The 17679-nt window shown below is 66.6% G+C and carries 17 protein-coding genes; 11 read left to right on the top strand and 6 right to left on the bottom strand.

Annotated elements, in window-relative coordinates:
• Positions 1-76: 76 nt before the first annotated feature.
• The 3 genes from G6N53_RS16715 to aspS all read right to left on the bottom strand — a co-directional run bounded on the left by G6N53_RS16715 (position 77) and on the right by aspS (position 2895).
• Positions 77-544 (bottom strand): winged helix-turn-helix transcriptional regulator, encoded by a 468-nt coding sequence (locus G6N53_RS16715; protein WP_163890211.1) that lies wholly within the window; start codon positions 542-544, stop codon positions 77-79.
• A gap of 117 nt (positions 545-661) precedes the next feature.
• Positions 662-1111 (bottom strand): nitroreductase family deazaflavin-dependent oxidoreductase, encoded by a 450-nt coding sequence (locus G6N53_RS16710; protein ID WP_163890209.1) that lies wholly within the window; start codon positions 1109-1111, stop codon positions 662-664.
• On the bottom strand, positions 1108-2895 hold the full coding sequence (gene aspS / locus G6N53_RS16705) for an aspartate--tRNA ligase (protein WP_163890207.1): 1788 nt from the start codon (positions 2893-2895) through the stop codon (positions 1108-1110). The genes G6N53_RS16710 and aspS overlap by 4 nt, the downstream gene beginning before the upstream one ends.
• Before the next feature lie 124 nt (positions 2896-3019).
• Between aspS and G6N53_RS16700 the strand changes: the two genes are divergently transcribed.
• Positions 3020-3526, top strand: coding sequence for an SRPBCC family protein (locus G6N53_RS16700; RefSeq protein WP_163890205.1), 507 nt, complete (start codon positions 3020-3022; stop codon positions 3524-3526).
• On the opposite strand, the gene G6N53_RS16695 is transcribed toward G6N53_RS16700, so the two are convergent.
• Positions 3523-5007, bottom strand: a complete 1485-nt coding sequence (locus G6N53_RS16695; RefSeq protein ID WP_163890203.1) for a carboxylesterase/lipase family protein — start codon at positions 5005-5007, stop codon at positions 3523-3525. The two genes, G6N53_RS16700 and G6N53_RS16695, sit on opposite strands and share 4 nt — an antisense overlap.
• 74 nt (positions 5008-5081) lie before the next feature.
• Between G6N53_RS16695 and ypfJ the strand changes: the two genes are divergently transcribed.
• The gene (ypfJ, locus tag G6N53_RS16690) at positions 5082-5972 is read left to right on the top strand and encodes a KPN_02809 family neutral zinc metallopeptidase (RefSeq protein WP_163890201.1); all 891 of its coding nucleotides are present in this window, start codon (positions 5082-5084) and stop codon (positions 5970-5972) included.
• The gene (locus G6N53_RS16685; protein ID WP_163890199.1) at positions 5965-7596 is read left to right on the top strand and encodes a DUF885 domain-containing protein; all 1632 of its coding nucleotides are present in this window, start codon (positions 5965-5967) and stop codon (positions 7594-7596) included. The genes ypfJ and G6N53_RS16685 overlap by 8 nt, the downstream gene beginning before the upstream one ends.
• A 13-nt stretch (positions 7597-7609) precedes the next feature.
• Here G6N53_RS16685 and G6N53_RS16680 read toward each other — a convergent pair whose 3' ends face one another.
• A complete protein-coding gene (locus G6N53_RS16680; protein WP_163890197.1) occupies positions 7610-8494 on the bottom strand; it encodes an acyl-CoA thioesterase in 885 nt (294 codons plus the stop codon).
• A gap of 109 nt (positions 8495-8603) precedes the next feature.
• On the opposite strand from G6N53_RS16680, the gene G6N53_RS16675 reads away from it, so the two are divergent.
• The 8 genes from G6N53_RS16675 (at position 8604) to thpD (ending at position 16620) form a co-directional block, all read left to right on the top strand.
• A complete protein-coding gene (locus G6N53_RS16675; protein ID WP_163890195.1) occupies positions 8604-9209 on the top strand; it encodes a TetR/AcrR family transcriptional regulator in 606 nt (201 codons plus the stop codon).
• A gap of 112 nt (positions 9210-9321) precedes the next feature.
• Complete coding sequence (locus G6N53_RS16670; protein WP_163890193.1) at positions 9322-10551, top strand: amidohydrolase family protein; 1230 nt, start codon at positions 9322-9324, stop codon at positions 10549-10551.
• Positions 10552-10581: 30 nt separating this feature from the next.
• On the top strand, positions 10582-11742 hold the full coding sequence (locus G6N53_RS16665) for an acyl-CoA dehydrogenase family protein (RefSeq protein ID WP_163890191.1): 1161 nt from the start codon (positions 10582-10584) through the stop codon (positions 11740-11742).
• Positions 11739-13004: an acyl-CoA dehydrogenase family protein gene (locus G6N53_RS16660; protein ID WP_163890189.1), complete on the top strand. Its 1266-nt coding sequence runs from the start codon at positions 11739-11741 to the stop codon at positions 13002-13004. The genes G6N53_RS16665 and G6N53_RS16660 overlap by 4 nt, the downstream gene beginning before the upstream one ends.
• A 434-nt stretch (positions 13005-13438) precedes the next feature.
• Positions 13439-13987 (top strand): diaminobutyrate acetyltransferase, encoded by a 549-nt coding sequence (gene ectA, locus G6N53_RS16655; protein WP_237166543.1) that lies wholly within the window; start codon positions 13439-13441, stop codon positions 13985-13987.
• 35 nt (positions 13988-14022) lie between these two features.
• On the top strand, positions 14023-15285 hold the full coding sequence (gene ectB / locus G6N53_RS16650; RefSeq protein WP_205390396.1) for a diaminobutyrate--2-oxoglutarate transaminase: 1263 nt from the start codon (positions 14023-14025) through the stop codon (positions 15283-15285).
• Positions 15286-15319: 34 nt separating this feature from the next.
• Positions 15320-15712 (top strand): ectoine synthase, encoded by a 393-nt coding sequence (locus G6N53_RS16645; RefSeq protein WP_163890184.1) that lies wholly within the window; start codon positions 15320-15322, stop codon positions 15710-15712.
• Positions 15709-16620, top strand: coding sequence for an ectoine hydroxylase (gene thpD, locus G6N53_RS16640; protein WP_163890182.1), 912 nt, complete (start codon positions 15709-15711; stop codon positions 16618-16620). The genes G6N53_RS16645 and thpD overlap by 4 nt, the downstream gene beginning before the upstream one ends.
• A gap of 35 nt (positions 16621-16655) precedes the next feature.
• Here thpD and G6N53_RS16635 read toward each other — a convergent pair whose 3' ends face one another.
• Positions 16656-17672, bottom strand: coding sequence for an Rv2578c family radical SAM protein (locus tag G6N53_RS16635; RefSeq protein ID WP_163890180.1), 1017 nt, complete (start codon positions 17670-17672; stop codon positions 16656-16658).
• Between the last annotated feature and the right edge of the window lie 7 nt (positions 17673-17679).

Genomic DNA, 17679 nt, shown 5'->3' with positions numbered 1-17679 from the left:
ACGTCAAATCCCATCACAACCGGGACGGCGATGCAGGTCGCGTCACGTCTGTGAAGCCCGCCGGTTGAACCGAACCCTACCGGCGGATCCGGACCCCGAGTCCATCGAGCGGCACCACGTGGCCCTCCTCACAGCGCAGCACCACGGCAGTGTCGGCTCCACAGCCCTCGTGCGTGAGCCGAAGCGGCGCCGGCGCAGGCAGATGCCGCTGGCCCCAGTCGAACATCGCCCACACCACCGGCATGAAGTCCACTCCGGCCGGGGTGAGCACGTATTCGTCGCGGCTTCGCTGGCCCGGTTCGCGATATGGTCGCCGCTCCAGTAGGCCTGCCTCGACCAGATCGGACAGGCGCGCGGAGGCCGCAGCCTTGGTGACGCCGACGCGGCGCCAGAAGTCGTCGAAGCGGGTGGTGCCGTAATAGGCCTCGCGCAGGATGAGCATCGCCGACTTGGCACCGAGCAGTTCGATGGTCTTCTCGATCGGACACTGGCCCACCGCCGACCAGGCGTCCCGGTCGACCAGGCGGCCCTGCAGCACTGTCATGGCGTTCACAATACTCTGGGTCTCCGGTCCTATACCCAGACCCTCGCCGGAACGGTATTCCAGCAGCGAAAAGTCGAGAGACGCCCTGCTGGAATACCGTTCCGGCGGTTGGGCGGGCTAGGTTCGGGTCAGTTCGAACAGTGGGATGGCCCGTGCCGTCTTTGCCTGATACTCGGCGAACACCGGCGCCAGCTCGATGATCTTCGGGTAGGTGGCGTCGCGCTCGTCGGCAGGAAGCTCGCGCACGTCCACGTCGTAAGCGTCGGTGCCCACCTCGATGTACGCCCGCGGATTGGCGCGCAGATTGTGCACCCAGGCGGGATCCTTCGGCGCACCCGCGTACGACCCGATGATCAGCATCTTCTCGTCGACGGTGAGGTAGGCCAGCGGCGAAAGACGGGTCTTGCCCGTCTTGGCGCCGGTGGTGTGCAGCAGCAGAAGAGTGGCACCTTCGAACGGGCCGCCGACCTTACCGCCGTTGGCGCGGAACTCCTCGACGATGGCGCGGTTGAAGTCGTCGAGCGCCGCGGTGTCCGCGACGAGCTTGTCCTTGTCCGGTTCGGTCATGACTTCTCCAGCTTTTCCGGCTTGGCATCTATTCCGGATTCCTTGCGCTGCTGTGCGGTGATCGGCGCAGGCGCGTCGGTCAGCGGATCCACCCCGCCGCCGCTCTTCGGGAACGCGATCACCTCCCTGATCGAGTCCAGCCCCGCCAGCAGCGCCACGATCCGGTCCCAGCCGAAGGCGATGCCGCCGTGCGGTGGCGCACCGAAGGTGAAGGCATCCAACAGGAATCCGAATTTCTCCTCGGCTTCGTCCTTGCTGATGCCCATCATCGCGAACACCCGTTCCTGGACATCGCGGCGGTGGATGCGCAGCGAGCCGCCACCGATCTCGTTGCCGTTGCAGACGATGTCGTAGGCGTCGGCGAGCGCGGAGCCGGGATCGGTGTCGAACGTCGCCTCCGACTCTGGCGCCGGCGCGGTGAACGCGTGGTGGCTGGCCGTCCATGCCCCCGACCCCACGGCCACGTCCCCTGCCGCGGTCGCGTCGTCGGCCGCTTCGAACAGCGGCCAGTCGATCACCCAGGTGAAGGCCCAGGCGGTCGGGTCGATCAGGTCGAGGCGCTTGGCGATCTCGATGCGGGTGGCCCCCAGCAGTGCCCGTGCCGACTTGGCCGACCCGGCGGCGAAGAACACGCAGTCCCCCGGTTTGGCGCCGACGTGTGCGGCCAGTCCGTCACGCTCGGCGTCGGAGAGGTTCTTGGCGACAGGTCCGCCCAGCTCTCCGTCGTCACCGATCAGCACGTAGGCCAGCCCCTTGTGCCCGCGCTGCTTGGCGAACTCCTGCCAGCCGTCGAGGGTCCGGCGCGGCTGCGAGGCCCCGCCCGGCATCACCACCGCGCCGACATAGGGAGCCTGGAACACCCGGAACGGGGTGTCGGCGAAGTACTCGGCGCACTCCACGAGCTCCAGTCCGAATCGCAGGTCGGGTTTGTCCGAACCGAACCGGCGCATCGCCTCGGCGTAGCTGATCCGCGGCAACGGCAGCGGCAGGTCGTAGCCGATCGTCGACCACACCGCCCGCAGCACTTCCTCCGACACCGCGATCACGTCATCGGCGTCGACGAAGCTCATCTCCATGTCCAGCTGGGTGAACTCAGGCTGGCGGTCGGCGCGGAAGTCCTCGTCGCGGTAGCACCGCGCGATCTGGTAGTAGCGCTCCATGCCTGCGACCATGAGCAGCTGCTTGAACAGCTGCGGGCTCTGCGGCAGCGCGTAGAACGACCCTGGCTGCAGCCGGGCGGGCACCAGGAAATCGCGGGCGCCCTCCGGGGTGGAGCGGGTCAGCGTCGGGGTCTCGATCTCGACGAAGTCGTGTGCGGCGAGCACGCCCCGCGCGGCGGCATTGACCTTGGAGCGCAGCCGAATCGCCTGCCCCGGCCCCTCGCGGCGCAGATCGAGGTACCGGTATTTCAGCCGCGCCTCCTCACCTGCGGTCTCGTCGAGCTGAAACGGCAGCGGGGCGCTCTCGCTCAGGACCGTCAGCGTGGTGGCGTTGACCTCGACGTCACCGGTGGCGATCTCGGGGTTGGCGTTGCCCTCCGGCCGGACCTCCACGACGCCGGTGACCGTGACGCAGAACTCCGAGCGCAGCCGGTGCGCCTGCGCCAGCACCTGTCCCTCCTCCAAACCCTCGCGGAACACCACCTGCGCCACCCCCGAAGAGTCGCGGAGGTCGATGAAGATGACGCCGCCGTGGTCGCGACGGCGCGCCACCCAACCGGCCAGCGTCACAGTCTGGGCGGCGTCGGCGGCGCGCAACGATCCGGCGGTGCGGGTGCGCAGCACGAAGTACTCCTCGAGTCGGGGTTCTCAAACGACTGCTCAGTCTAAGGGGCGACGTCCGCAGGCCTGACCAGACAGCTATCGTGATCTGTCCGGTAAGCGGTGCAGCGACGAAAGGCCCGGTCCGATGGCTCAGCGTCACCCCTGTGAACGCGTCGACCTGGATTTTGTCGATCGCGCTCCGTATCGCTTCGTCAGCACCGTCGACTTGGCCGTCACGCCGGAGCAGCTGTTCGAGGTCCTCGCCGACGAGACCTCGTGGCCGCAGTGGGCGACGGTCATCACCGACGTGACGTGGACCAGTCCCGAACCTCGCGGGGTGGGCACCACCCGCACGGTCGACATGCGCGGTGGCATCACCGGCGACGAGGAGTTCCTGGCCTGGGAACCGTTCACGCGGATGGCGTTTCGATTCAACGAAGCGACAACCGATGCGGTGGCGGCCTTCGCCGAGGACTACCGCGTGGTGCCGACGGCCGACGGCTGTCACCTGACCTGGATCATGGCGATGAAGCCCCGGGGCCTGGCCGGCCGGCTCGGCCTGTTCGCCGGACAGCCCGTGATGGGCTGGATGTTCCAGCGGTTCTTGCACAACCTCCGCCGTTATACCGACGAGCGGTTTTCCAGGTCCTAGTAGACGAGCGCCCACGCCGTCCGCCGGACTGCGTCGGGATCCTCGGCGACGACATCCCGGGCGGTCAGGATGAGCCGGGTGCGTCGGCGTCCGGTCTCGTAGAGCGGCCAGTCCGCCTCGTCGATCCCGTCGGCGTGGGCGAAGTCCAGCCAGGCACGCTGCATCCGGCGTCCAACCGAAGGCTGCAGTCGCCGGGCGAGTGGATGCAGTTTGCGGCCGACGAAGGACGCGTAGCTGTGCTGGACGTGCACGATCTCGCTGCCGTGGGTGGCGCCGAGGCCCAGCATGCGCAGGCTCATGCCGAAGTGGTCGAAGCGGTACATGCGGGTGGGGGCATGCGCACTGTATGCGTCGGCGAACGACCAGGCCGGTCCGCCGAACATCACGTCGGATCCCAGGTCGATCAGGGCGCGCCGCCGGGGAAACGTCGGATATGCCTGCAAAACAAGCTCTTTGGCTTCGGGGGCGACGCGGGCGAAGTACGCGTCCACCGACGCCTGCGTGGTGGGCAGCATCGGCGGCTTGGTCCAGGCGAACATCGAGGCCTCGTGGCTGTTGGTGCCGATGATCAACGGCATCCGGGCCAGGTGGCCACTTCGCGCGGCGTCGAGCGGGTGGCGGGGCAGCAGATCCGTGCCGTGCGTCAACCCGTAGGCCAATGTCGGTGTCGTCGACGCGCTCTTCAGTTGCAGTGCGCCCGCGGCCCGGCGAAGTTGCCGCTGCGGTAGTCCCTTGACCTCGGAGACGCGCACCCCGAGACGGGCCAGGAACTCATGGGCGCGGGCCGCGCGCAGCTCCCGGTCGGCGATCAGCGGCAACGCCGGACTCTGGGCTATCGCGCGGTGGAACAGTCCGGTCGCCATCGGGCTGGCCAGCAATGCCAGCACCGACGTCGCGCCTGCGGATTCACCGAACACCGTGACCTGGTCGGGATCCCCACCGAACGCGGCGATGTTGTCGCGCACCCAGCGCAGCGCCGCGATCTGGTCGCGCAGCGCCAGGTTGTCGTCGAATCCCTCACCGAGGTCCCCGAGCTCGAACCCGCCGAACACCCCGATCCGGTAGGTGACGTTGACGACGACGACGTTGCCGTTGGCGGCCAGCCTCGACCCGTTGTACAGCTGGAACTGGCCTGCGCCGTAGACGAATGCCCCGCCGGGGATCCACACCATCACCGGCAGCGAACCCGTGGTGTCCGGCGACCACACGGTCAGGGTGAGGCAGGCTTCGTCGCGCACCTTGGGGTCGTCGCGGCCGCCGCCGACAAATGATTTCGTCTGCGGTGGCAAGGGGCCGTGCTCGAGTGCGTCACGGACCCCCGACCACGGCTCGAGAGGACCCGGGCCCAGGAATCGACGTTGCCCGACCGGCTGGGCGGCGTAGGGCACGCCACGCCAGACACCGATGCTTCCCTCGGTGTCGCCGCGCAGATCCCCTGATGCGGTCTTGATCACGGCGCCTTGTCCGGCAACGACTGCCACGCGACAAATCGTAGTGTGCGAAGCTTGACCCGACTTGGGGCCGGGCGCGCCCGGCGTTGAAAAGAGGTAGTGCGATGACCTTCAACGAAGGCATGCGGATCGATACCAGCACCACGTCCAGCAGCAGCGGCGGTCGCGGACCCGGCCGGGGCATTGCCGTCGGCGGTGGGTTGGGCGGATTGCTGATCGTCGTGGTCGCGCTGTTCCTGGGCGTTGATCCCAGCACTGTGGTCCCGCCACAACAGATGGACACCCAGGGGGTCGAGACACCCGGGTTCGATCTCAGCCAGTGCCGCACGGGCGAAGACGCCAACAACATCGTGCAGTGCCGCGTGGTGGCGACCGGGAACTCGCTCGACGGGGTGTGGGCGCAATTGATGCCCGGGTACAGGCGGCCGAGCGTCGAGATCTTCACCGACGGTGTCCAGACCGAGGGTTGTGGCTCCGCGAGCAGCGCGATGGGACCGTTTTACTGCCCTGTCGACCAGACCGCCTACTTCGACACCGGGTTCTTCGACACCTTGGTCAGCCAGTTCGGTTCCAGCGGTGGACCGTTCGCCCAGGAATACGTGGTCGCCCACGAGTTCGGCCATCACGTGCAGAATCTCCAGGGCACGCTCGGTCGTGCCCAGCAGGACCCCGAAGGGCCCACCGGCGGCGGCGTCCGCACCGAATTGCAAGCCGATTGTTACGCGGGCGTGTGGGCGCACTACGCCGCGATCACCAAGCAGGAGGGTACCGACGTGACATTCCTGAAACCGTTGAGCGACAGCGACATCGCCGACGCGCTGTCGGCCGCATCAGCCGTCGGGGACGACCGCATCCAGGAGGCCGCCACCGGTCGGGTCACTCCGGAATCATGGACCCACGGCTCCTCCGAACAGCGGCAGAAGTGGTTCACCGTCGGATATCAGACCGGAGAGCCCGCCAAGTGTGACACGTTCGCCACCAACAACCTTGGCTAGGACCGCCACCGCCGTCGACAGCGTCGCCGAGCGCTACCTCGAGACATCGGCGGCCCTGGACCCCTGCGCGGCAACCGAATCAGGCATCGCCGGCCACGACGACGAGATCACCGACTACTCCCCCGACGGAGTCACCGCACGTGCCGAGGCGGCCCGGTTGGCGCTGCGGGAACTCGATGCCGCGCACCCGGTCGACGACGTCGACGTGGTCACTGCCGCGGCGATGCGGGAACGGCTCGGGGTGTTGCTCGACATCCACGACGCCCGGCTCGACCTCGGCGAACTCAACGTCATCGACTCACCGCTGCAGACGATGCGCGATGTGTTCGACCTGATGGCCACCGACACCGAGGACGACTGGACGGTGATCAACCGCAGGCTGTCGCGGATTCCGCAACGCGTCGCCGGGTACGCCGAATCGCTGCGCGCAGCCGCGGCGGCTGGGCATGCCCCCGCCGCCCGCCAAGTGCGCCGTGGGATCGAGCAATCCGGGCAGATCCAGCGCTTGTTCGTCTCGATGGTCGCCGATGCCGCTCCGGGCAACGAGGTGCTGCGCGCCGAATTGCACCAGGCCGCCGAGGACGCCGCCGATGCCTACGCCTCGCTGGCCAAGGTGTTGCGCGAGGATGTCGGCCCCTACTCCCGGGAGACGGATGCGTGCGGGCGAGACGCCTACCGGGTGCTGTCGCGGTCTTTCCTCGGCGCCGCCGTCGACCTGGACGAGTCCTACCAGTGGGGTCTCGAGCAGCTGGAAAGCATTGTGGCCGAACAGGATTCGACGGCCGACCGGCTTTATCCCGGTGCCTCGGCGGAGGAAGCGCTGCGGCGGCTCGACAGCGAGCCACGCTATGCCGTACACGGCACCGAAGCCTTGCGGCAGTGGATGCAGGACCTCTCGGACCGTGTCGTCGAGTCGTTGGCCGATCGCCACTTCGACATCGCCGAACCGCTGCGCAATTTGGAGTGCCGGATCGCCCCGACGCACACCGGCGGCATCTACTACACCGGGCCGTCGGAGGACCTGTCCCGCCCCGGCCGGATGTGGTGGTCGGTCCCGCACGGTGTCGACACGTTCCACACATGGCAGGAGACGACCACGGTGTTCCACGAAGGTGTCCCCGGCCACCATCTGCAGATCGGTCGGGCGGTGGTGCTGGCCGATCAACTGAACCGGTGGCGCAGGCTGGGGTGTTGGGTGTCCGGGCACGGTGAGGGGTGGGCGCTCTACGCCGAACGGCTGATGGCCGAACTCGGGTGGCTCGACGATGCCGGGAACAGAATGGGAATGCTTGATGCCCAACGGTTCCGGGCCGCACGGGTGGTCATCGACATCGGTGTGCATTGTGGCCTGACCGCCCCGGACGGCGGAATCTGGGATGCCGAGCGGGCGTGGACGTTCCTGAAATCGCACAGTGCGATGGCCGACGAGAATCTGCGATTCGAACTCGACCGCTATCTCGGCTGGCCGGGTCAGGCCCCGTCGTACGCGATCGGACAGCGCATCTGGCAGCAGCTGCGTACCGAGACACAGGCCAGAGGTGTCCCACTCAAGGAGTTCCACAGCCGGGCACTGGATCTGGGTGGTCTACCGCTCGACGTGCTGCGTTCGTCGCTGGCCGCCTGACCGCCGGCACCCGTCAGAGACGCGACTGCTCCTTGATGGAGGTGTCGGTCCTGCGCAGCGGGCGGATCAGCGCATCCTGGGTGAACGACGCGATCAGCGCGCCTTCCCGGGTGTGCACTGCCCCGCGTACATAGGACATTCCTGCGCCCACCTGGGTGCTCTCGTGGGTATAAAGCAACCAGTCGTCCCAGCGCACCGGCTCGTGGAAGCTGACCGACACCGTCATGGGAGCTGTCGAGACCGTCAGGTGCGCCTGACTGGTTCCGATGCCGGCGTGCGCTCTCATGGTCGTGGAGATGCCGAGGTGGCCGGTGAAATAGGCGATCAGCGCCTTTGCCAGGTCGTCGCGCGCCGGAATCGGGTCGTAGTGCAGCCAGGCGTACAACTCGGGTGGCCCGACCTCGTCGGGACTGTTCACATCCTCGACGTCGACCAGTCGCAGCTCGCGGCCGACCATCGGCATCGCAGACACGTTCGCCTTCTCGGGCGGGGCCACGTCGGGCCGGGGCAGGTGGTGCCGGATGACGTCGTCGGTGGGGACGTCTGCGAGCACCGTCGTGGTGATGCAACGCTTGCCGTTCTGCCTGGCGGTCACGACCGCCGTTGCGGTGGAACGGCCTTCGCTGACGACGTCGACATCGAGCTCCACCGGCCCGGCGCCGACCATGACGGCACGGGCGAACACCGAGTACACCGACCGCACCGACTTCTCCGGAAACCGCTTGGCAGCAGCCACAATCGACTGTGCGAGCACCTGGGTGCCCTCGACCACCTGCCGTTCGTCCTCACCGGCGGGGCCGGTCTGCGCGGTGAACGTGCCCTCCGAGCCCGGTGCGGCGTCGAAGAGATCGAGCAGTTCCTGCACTGTCCACTGCGCGTCTGCCGAATCAGTTGTCATTGTCGGTGGGCCTCCCCTGAAGTAACGGTCGTGGGAACAGTAACCGAGGTTCGCCGATAGCGGTAACGTCATTACCATCAGCTGACGGCGAGCAGGAGGGCGGTGAACGATGGCGGCGAACTCCGAATCCCGCGCCACCCGCTTCATGGGTTCGGCGCTGGCGATCCTCGGCGAGACCGGCCGCACCGACTTCACCGTCCTGGAGGTGGTCGAACGTTCGAAGACCTCCCTGCGGGCCTTCTACCAGCACTTCGCCACCAAAGACGAACTGTTGTTGGCATTGGTGGAGAAGATCATGGCCGATGCGACCCTGCAGTGGCGCGCCGAGACCGATGCGCTGTCGAGTGCCGACGCGTTGCGGCGGCTGATCGAGCGCATCAGTGCTCCTGCCGAATCCACCACCCAGGACAGCATCAACCGGGGTCTGACCTACTACAACGACCACCTGCTGGAGACCCGGCCCCGGGAGTTCGCCAAGGTGCTGTCACCGCTGCACACATTGTTCGCCGACATCCTGCGCCGCGGCATCGCCGAGGGGGTGTTCCGCGTCGACCTCGATGTCGACACCGACGCCGCGATCATGATGCAGACGGTGCTGGGCGCACTACGGTTGCGCGACCTGGGCGCCGAGCTGAACGGCATCCCGATCGACGGCGGCCACCTGCACACCTTCTGCCTCCGCAGCCTGACGCGCCGGCCCTCTGAACTGCAATAACAACGCCACAGCACTACTGGCACCGTTACATCCGAGCGTGGTAATGTCGTTACCACGGACCGGTAATGTCATTACCGGTTCTCGCATACACGCCATGTCAGGAGCCCGCATCATGCCGTCTCGCAATCTCGACTATCCGGTGTTCGACGCCGACAACCACTTCTACGAGCCCAAAGAGGCGTTGACCGAGTTTCTGCCCGATCACCGCAAGGGCATCATCGACTACATCGATGTCCATGGGCGGACCAAAATCGTCGTCCGCAACACGATCAGTGACTACATCCCCAACCCGACCTTCGAGGTCGTCGCGCGCCCGGGTGCACAGGAGGAGTACTTCCGGCACGGCAGCGGGGGCAAGAGTTACCGCGAGGTGATGGGCAAGCCGATGAAGGCCATCCCGGCCTTCCGCAATCCCGAGGCCCGCCTCGAGGTGCTCGACGCGCTCGGCCTGGACTACACCCTGATGTTCCCGACGCTGGCCAGCCTGGTCGAGGAGCGTCTCAAGGACGACCCCGAAGCGATTCTCGACATCGTCCACGGGTTGAACCGGTGGATGTATGAGACCTGGCAATTCAACTACCAGGACCGGATCTTCTCCACCCCGGTGATCAACCTGTCCATCGTCGACCGCGCGATCGAGGAACTCGAATGGTGTGTCGAGCGCGGGGCCAAGACCGTGCTGGTCCGGCCGGCGCCGGTGCCTGGTTACCGGGGCAGCCGTTCGTTCGGCCTGCCCGAGTTCGACCCCTTCTGGGACGCCTGCGTCAAGGCCGGCATCCCGGTGTCGATGCACGCCTCGGACAGCGGCTACGCCGAGTACCTCAACGACTGGGAGCCCGGTGACGAGTTCAAGCCGTTCAAGCCGACCTCGTTCCGGATGGTCGCCATGGGCAAGCGGCCCATCGAGGACACGATGGCCGCGCTGGTGTGCCACGGCGCGTTGACCCGCAACCCCGACCTGCGCATCCTCTCGGTCGAGAACGGCGCGTCATGGGTGCCTTACCTGTTCTACCAGTTCAAGGACGTCTTCATGAAGATGCCCAACGAGTTCCCGGAGGACCCGATCCAGGCGTTCAAACGTTGCGTGTACGTCGCACCGTTCTGGGAGGACAATTTCAAGCAGATGGCCGACCTGTGCGGCATCGACCGCGTGATCTTCGGCTCGGACTGGCCACATCCGGAGGGCCTCGCCGACCCGATCAACCTGGTCGATGATCTCGTGGCCCATGGGCTCGACGAAGAAGGCGTCCGAAAGGTGATGGGCGGCAACATGGTCGATCTGTTCAAGGTCGAGAACAAGAAGGTCTACAAGCCCGACGTTCCCGCCCTCGTCCTGACCTGACATCCGCCCACGAAATTGCGAGGAACAGACATGACGGTCGCCAACCCGGAACAGATGCTGTTCGCCTCCACCACTGCGACCTTCCTGGAGAAGCAGGCATCGCTGACCCATGTGCGTGGCCTGCATGCCTCCGGCGTCTCGTTCCAGGACGAATGGTGGCGGCGGGCAGCCGAACTGGGCTGGACGAGCCTGCTGGTGCCCGAGGAACTCGGTGGCGGCAGCGTCTCGGGCGACGGGGTCGCCGACCTCGCCATGGTCGCCGAGCAGATCGGGCACACCGTCGCACCGGGGCCGCTGCATCCGGTCAGCATCGTCCTCGCCGGCCTGATCGAGGCGCCGAGCGGACACGAAGCAGCGATCGAGGCCCTGGTGTCGGGAGACACCGTGGCCTCCTGGGCGGTGTACGAGCCCACGCGGGGCTTCGCCCCAGCGCACGTCGCCACCACCGCAACCCGCACCGGGGCGGGTTATCGGATCGACGGCGTCAAGGACCGCGTCGAAGCCGGAGCCGAGAGCGGCGCGGTACTGGTGGTCGCCGAATGCGAGGGCCGGGTCAGACAGTTCCTGGTGCCGACCGACGCCGCCGGGGTGACGGTCGCGCCGCAGGCTTCGATCGACATGGTGAAACGTTACGCGCGAGTGCAACTCGACGGTGTCCAGGTCGACGAGTCGGCAGTGGTGGGTGGTGCCGAACAGACTCCGGCAATCATCGAGCGGCAACGCCAGGTCGCGCTGATGCTGCAGTGCGCAGAGATCGTAGGGATCCTCGACGCCGTCCTCACGATGACCAATCAGTGGCTGTTCGACCGCCACAGTTTCGGCCGCCCGCTGGCGTCCTACCAGGCCCTCAAACACCGGGCCGCCGATATGAAGATGTGGTTCGAGGCGTGTCGGGCCACCACCAAGGGGGCGGTCTCCGCGGTCGCGGCACGCTCGCCGGAGGCCCAGATGCTGGTCAGCGTCGCGAAAGCCTATGTCGCAGATCGTGCTCCGGCGATGCTGCAGGACTGCGTCCAACTACACGGCGGGATCGGCGTGACCTGGGAACACGACCTGCATCTCTACCTGCGCCGAGTCGCGTTGTACCGGGCGATGTTCGGGTCGCCCGAGGACCATCACCGTGCGGTGTTCGCACTCACCAGCGCCAACCGCAGCCGCGAGGAGCAGCAACGAATGGAGCCCTCAGCATGACCGAAACCGCACTCTCGACCGGGACCAGCGAATCGGTCGCCGACTTCGCGGCCCGCGCCCGCACCTGGCTCGCAGCGAACATGCCGCGCATCGACCCCGACCATCCACCGTTCGCGGTGCGCGCCGAGGCCGAATCCTGGGAACGCGCAAAGGAGTTGCAGAAGCGGCTGTACGAGGGCGGTTTCGCCGGGATCTGCTTCCCGCGGGAGTACGGCGGGCTCGGCCTGGACTACTCCTACCAGAAGGCCTTCGATGCCGAGTGCCGCTGCTACGAGATGCCGCTGATCCTCAATGTGCCCACGTTCACGATTTGCGCCGCGACGATCCTCGACATGGGTAGCGAGGCGCAGAAGCGCGACCGCATCTCGGCCGCCATCCGCGGCGACGAGATCCTGGTGCAACTACTCAGCGAGCCCAGCGGCGGATCCGATCTCGCCGGCGTCATCACCCGCGCCGACCGCCGTGACGGCAAGTGGGTGGTCAACGGTGCCAAGACGTGGAGCACCAGCGCGTTCGCCGGCGACTACGGCTTGCTGCTGGCCCGTACCGACTGGAACCTGCCCAAGCACGAGGGACTGACGATGTTCCTGGTGCCGCTGAACTCCCCCGGTATCACGATGCGCCGGATCAAAGAGGTCAACGGTTCCGAAGAGTTCTGCGAGGAGTTCTTCGACGGACTCGAACTCGGTGACGACGCAGTTGTCGGTGAAGTCAACAAGGGCTGGGAAGTGGCCTCTCGGCAGCTCTTTCACGAGCGCCGCGCGGTCGGGGGCGGGTCGGAGTTCGCCAGCGGATCCGGCGCAGAGAACGCCCATGAGATGCCACCCGACCATGTCGAACTGGCCGAGATCACCGGACAGGCCGACGATCAGCGGGTCCAGGACCTCGCGGGTCGTGCGTTGGTGCGCCGCGCGGTCAAGGAGCAGCTCATCGCCCACGTGGCGCAGTCCATCGCGGAGGGCTCGCTACCGCCGAACGCGGGCACGTTGATCCGGCTCTTCCACGCCGAAACCACCGAACTGGAGATCGACACGGCGTTGGCCATCGCCGGCACTGCCGGTGTGGTCGACGAAGGCGGGGACCTCGCAGGCCTCATGGACAGCGTCGGCGTCCGTTACCTGTCCCGGCAGACGGGGTCGTTGGGCGGCGGTAGTTCGGAGATGGCCCGCAACGTCATCGGCGAACGCATCCTCGGCTTTCCCCGGGAGCCCGCGGCCGACCGGGGCGTTCCCTTCAATCAGGTCAAACGCGGCCGCCAGTAGCCGTCACCTGAACCGGACCACCGGCATCTGCCGTAGCGCAACTCACAGCGACGGCTCTGTGTTTGCCCGGGGATGTGATCCGGGTCATAGTCGACATAAGTTCGCTAATGGTTCGGACAAGCGTTGCGCGGCAGGCAATGTCGGACTTGCGCCCGGCTCGCGGCACAACGGTCGATAACAATTCGGTAACAGCACCGAAACCATAGATCGTCGCGTCCGGACCGGCATCAGGGCAGGTGAGACCCCTGGCGGCGACCTCTCGACCACCGAGTTCGGCGTTGCCGCTGCTTGCTTCTGCCCATTTGCTGAAATACGGTCGAACCACCGATGACGTGACTGACGAAACTCGATACTTGTTCGGTGGTGAACAAAACCAAGTGGATGTGCGTGCGCCGCGCGCTGGACTGAAAAGTCCGAATGCGCGCCCAAGCGGTGTGAACAACTCAGCCGGACAGCCTGATTCATGGCAGCGGTATCTGCGTCGTCCGACCGACGCGGACGCGATCGCGATGCACCGTCTGGTCGCCGAGACCGGGGTTCTCGATCTCAACTCCACCTACGCATACCTGTTGATGGCCACCGATTTCGCCGACACATGTATCGTGGCGGACCGCGACGGTGAGCTGTGCGGGTTGATCACCGGCTACCATCCGCCGACCAGGCCGGAAGTGCTGTTCGTCTGGCAGGTAGCCGTAGCCGCATCCGCGCAGGGTGCCGGCCTGGCGGGCACGATGCTCGACACGCTGACCCGATGGGTCCGCGCAGACCGCCATGGTCACCCCGTCACTGTGGAGGCGACAGTCGCTCCCAGTAACACAGCCTCGCGCGCGTTGTTCGGTGCCTTCGCCCGACGGCACGGTGTGCCGATGAGCGAACACGAACGATTCCTGGCCGAGCATCTCGATGCCGATCAGGCGCACGAAGCCGAACCGATCCTGCAGATCGGTCCGATCACCGCGAATCTCGACAACTCAGATCTGTGAAGGGACTTATGTCGATCTCAGAGCTCAACCCACCCATGACCGATGCCGACCTCCCCGAGGTGTACCACTCGGTGGAATCCGAGGTGCGCAGCTACTGCCGCAGCTGGCCCACCACGATGGCGGTCGCGCAAGGCTCCTGGCTGACCGACATCGCCGGCCGGCGCTATCTGGACTTCTTCGCCGGCGCAGGGGCCCTGAACTACGGCCACAACAACCCTGCCCTCAAGCAGCCTCTGCTCGACTACCTCGCCAGTGACATGATCGTGCACTCTCTCGACATGGCGACCTCGGCGAAGACCGACTTCCTCGAGACGTTCGAGCGGCTGATCCTGCGGCCACGCGGCCTCGACTACAAGGTGCAGTTCCCAGGCCCCACCGGGGCGAACTCCGTCGAAGCCGCCCTGAAGCTGGCCAGGAAGGTGACCGGCCGCGAGTCGATCATCAACTTCACCAACGCTTTCCACGGCATGACCCTGGGAGCACTGTCGGTGACCGGGAACTCGATGAAGCGCGCCGGCGCCGGCATCCCGCTGGTCCATTCGACCCCGATGCCCTACGACAACTACTTCGGCGGAGCGACAGAGGACTTCCACTGGTTCGAGCGGGTGCTCGACGATTCCGGCGGTGGGCTCAACCACCCTGCGGCCGTCATCGTCGAAACGGTGCAGGGCGAGGGTGGCCTGAACGTGGCCCGCGCTGAGTGGCTGCAAGCACTGGCCGAACTGTGCCGACGCCGAGACATCCTGCTCATCGTCGACGACGTGCAGATGGGGTGCGGACGCACCGGACGGTTCTTCAGCTTCGAGGAAGCCGGCATCGTGCCGGACATCGTGACGCTGTCCAAGTCGATCAGTGGCTACGGCCTGCCGATGGCGCTGACGCTGTTCCGGCGCGAACTGGACGTCTGGACGCCCGGTGAACACAACGGAACCTTCCGTGGCCACAACCCGGCATTCATCACCGCCACCAAGGCGCTCGAGACCTACTGGGCCTCAGACTCTTTCGCAGATGAAACAGAGTCCAAGGGTCGGCATGTCAGGGATCGCCTCGAGGCCATCGCGCAGACCCACGAAGGTGTCAGCGCCCGCGGGCGCGGGATGGCCCAAGGGCTCAAGTTCGCCGAAGCCTCCCAGGCCGGCGAGGTGTGCCGGGCGGCGTTCGACCGCGGCGTGACGATGGAGACGAGTGGCCCCCGTGACGAGGTGGTCAAGTTGCTCCCGCCGCTGACCACGACGGTGGAAGATCTGGATAAGGGCATCGACATCCTGGCAGAATCGGTCGCAGCGACCCTGTCCTGACCCACCCTCTACCTGACCGAAAGGAGACGCGACTTTGATCGTGCGTACCACCGCCGAGATAACCGGCACCGAACGTGACGTGTCGGCCAAGCACTGGCGGTCCAAACGGATCATCCTCGCCGATGACGGCGTCGGATTCTCGTTCCACGAGACCACCATCGAGCCCGGCTCGGTGAGTGAGTTCCACTACCAGCATCACGTCGAGGCCGTGTGGGTGGTCGAAGGCACCGGCACCCTCACCAACCACGAGACCGGCGAGGAGCATCCGCTGGCTCCCGGATCGATGTACCTGCTCAACGGCCACGAGCGGCACCGCGTCAGCTGCCACACCCAGTTGCGCATGCTGTGCGTGTTCAATCCGCCCGTCACAGGGCAGGAGGTGCATGACGAGAGCGGAGCCTACCCACCCGCGGCGGCGATCCGATGAGCGCCGACGGCACCGACCGCTGCCACGACCACTACCCCACCCGGCTGCCGCATGCCGTCGAGCCGATCGCACGACGCGAGCCGACGGTGTGGGGCCAGGAGTCCGACGGGCCGCTCACCGACGCGGACCTGACTTCGATGACCGCCAACGGGTACCTGGTGCGGCCCCGGACCGTCGAGGAGAACTGGCTACCGCCGGTTCGTGACGAACTCCAGCAGATCGGGGCACGCGCCGACGACAGCGACCCGCGGATCATCCGTGAGTCCTCCGGCGGCATCCGTTCGGTCTTCCAGCCGCATCTGCTCAGCGACCTGATCGCCGAAGTGGTCACGCTCGACACCGTGCTGCCCGTGGCGCGCCAACTACTGGGTAGCGACGTCTACCTGCACCAGGCACGGATCAACCTGATGCCCGGATTCACCGGCGGCGGCTTCTACTGGCACTCCGACTTCGAGACCTGGCACGCAGAAGACGGCATGCCGCTGATGCGTGCGGTGTCCTGCTCCATCGCGCTGACCGAGAACTTCACCTACAACGGGGCTCTGATGGTCATGCCGGGATCGCACAAGACGTTCTACCCGTGTGTCGGTGAGACGCCCCAGAACCACCACCAGGCGTCGCTGGTCAAGCAGGAGATCGGGGTGCCCGATCGGGCGACGTTGACCGCAGCCGCCGACCAGTTCGGGATCGACCAGGTGACCGGCCCCGCAGGCAACGCCCTGTGGTTCGACTCGAACATGATGCACGGGTCGGCGTCCAACATCACGCCGTTCCCGCGATCCAACATCTTCCTGGTGTTCAACTCGGTGGAGAACCGGCTGTGCGCCCCGTTCCGGGCGGACAGCCCCCGCCCGGAATATCTCGCCGCCCGGACCGAGCAACCGTTCAGCGTCGCCGCCGCGACCTGATCACCGGTACGCATCCAACGGCCCTGCAGGGGCCGTCAAAACAACGTCTGCTGTGCAGCCACCACCGGTGCGGGCACTGCCCGTGCCGGTGCGCTGCGCTGTGGGCCGCGCATCAACCGGTGCTTGGTGAGCAGCGGGGAGACCCGGGTTCCGAGCTCGTGGCGATACTCCGGCGGCAGGTAGGCGCCGCGCCGATACAACCGGCGATACTCGCCGACCAACTCGGGGTAGGTCCGCCCCAACCAGTCCATGAACCACCCGCGGGTCGACCCTCGCAGATGCAGTCCGAACACCGTCGCGCTGGTGGCGCCGGCCGCGGCGATGCGGCCGAGCAGGTCATCGAGGTGCTCGGTCGAATCGGTCAGACATGGCAACACCGGCGCCACCATGACGTGACAGTCGAGGCCTGCCGCCCGCACCGCCGAGATCAGCCCGAGGCGCGCCTGGGGCGACGGGGTACCCGCCTCGACCCGGCTGTGCAGTTCCGGATCACCCACGGCCAGCGACACCGCCACGCCGACGCGGACCCGGCGGGCCGCCTCGGTCAGCAGCGGCAGGTCCCGGCGCAGCAACGTGCCCTTGGTCAAGATCGAAAACGGCGTTCCGGAGTCGGCCAGCGCAGCGATGATCCCGGGCATCAACGCGTAGCGGCCCTCGGCCCGCTGGTAGGGATCCGTATTCGTCCCCAGCGCAACGGTTTCCCTCCCCCACGACGGTCGATGGAGCTCGCGGCGCAGCACCTCGGCGACGTTGGTCTTCACCACCACCTGGGTGTCGAAGTCGCGACCGCAGTCGAATTCCAGGTACTCGTGGGTGGGCCGGGCGAAGCAGTACCGGCACGCATGTGAGCAACCGCGGTACCCATTGACGGTGTACTCGAAGGGCAGGTGGTCAGCCGTTCCCGGGACCTTGTTCAACGCCGACTTGCACAGCACCTCGTGGAAGGTGATGTTCTCGAACTGAGGAGTGCGTACCCTGCGGACGAAGCCGATGCGCTGCAGTCCTGGCAGTGCACCGTCGTCCACGCTGACGCCCTGACGATCCCATCGCATACCCTAT

This window comes from Mycolicibacterium hippocampi (assembly GCF_010723735.1).
GTDB classification, from domain to species: Bacteria; Actinomycetota; Actinomycetes; order Mycobacteriales; family Mycobacteriaceae; genus Mycobacterium; species Mycobacterium hippocampi.
This window is presented reverse-complemented; position numbering and strand designations above follow the sequence as displayed.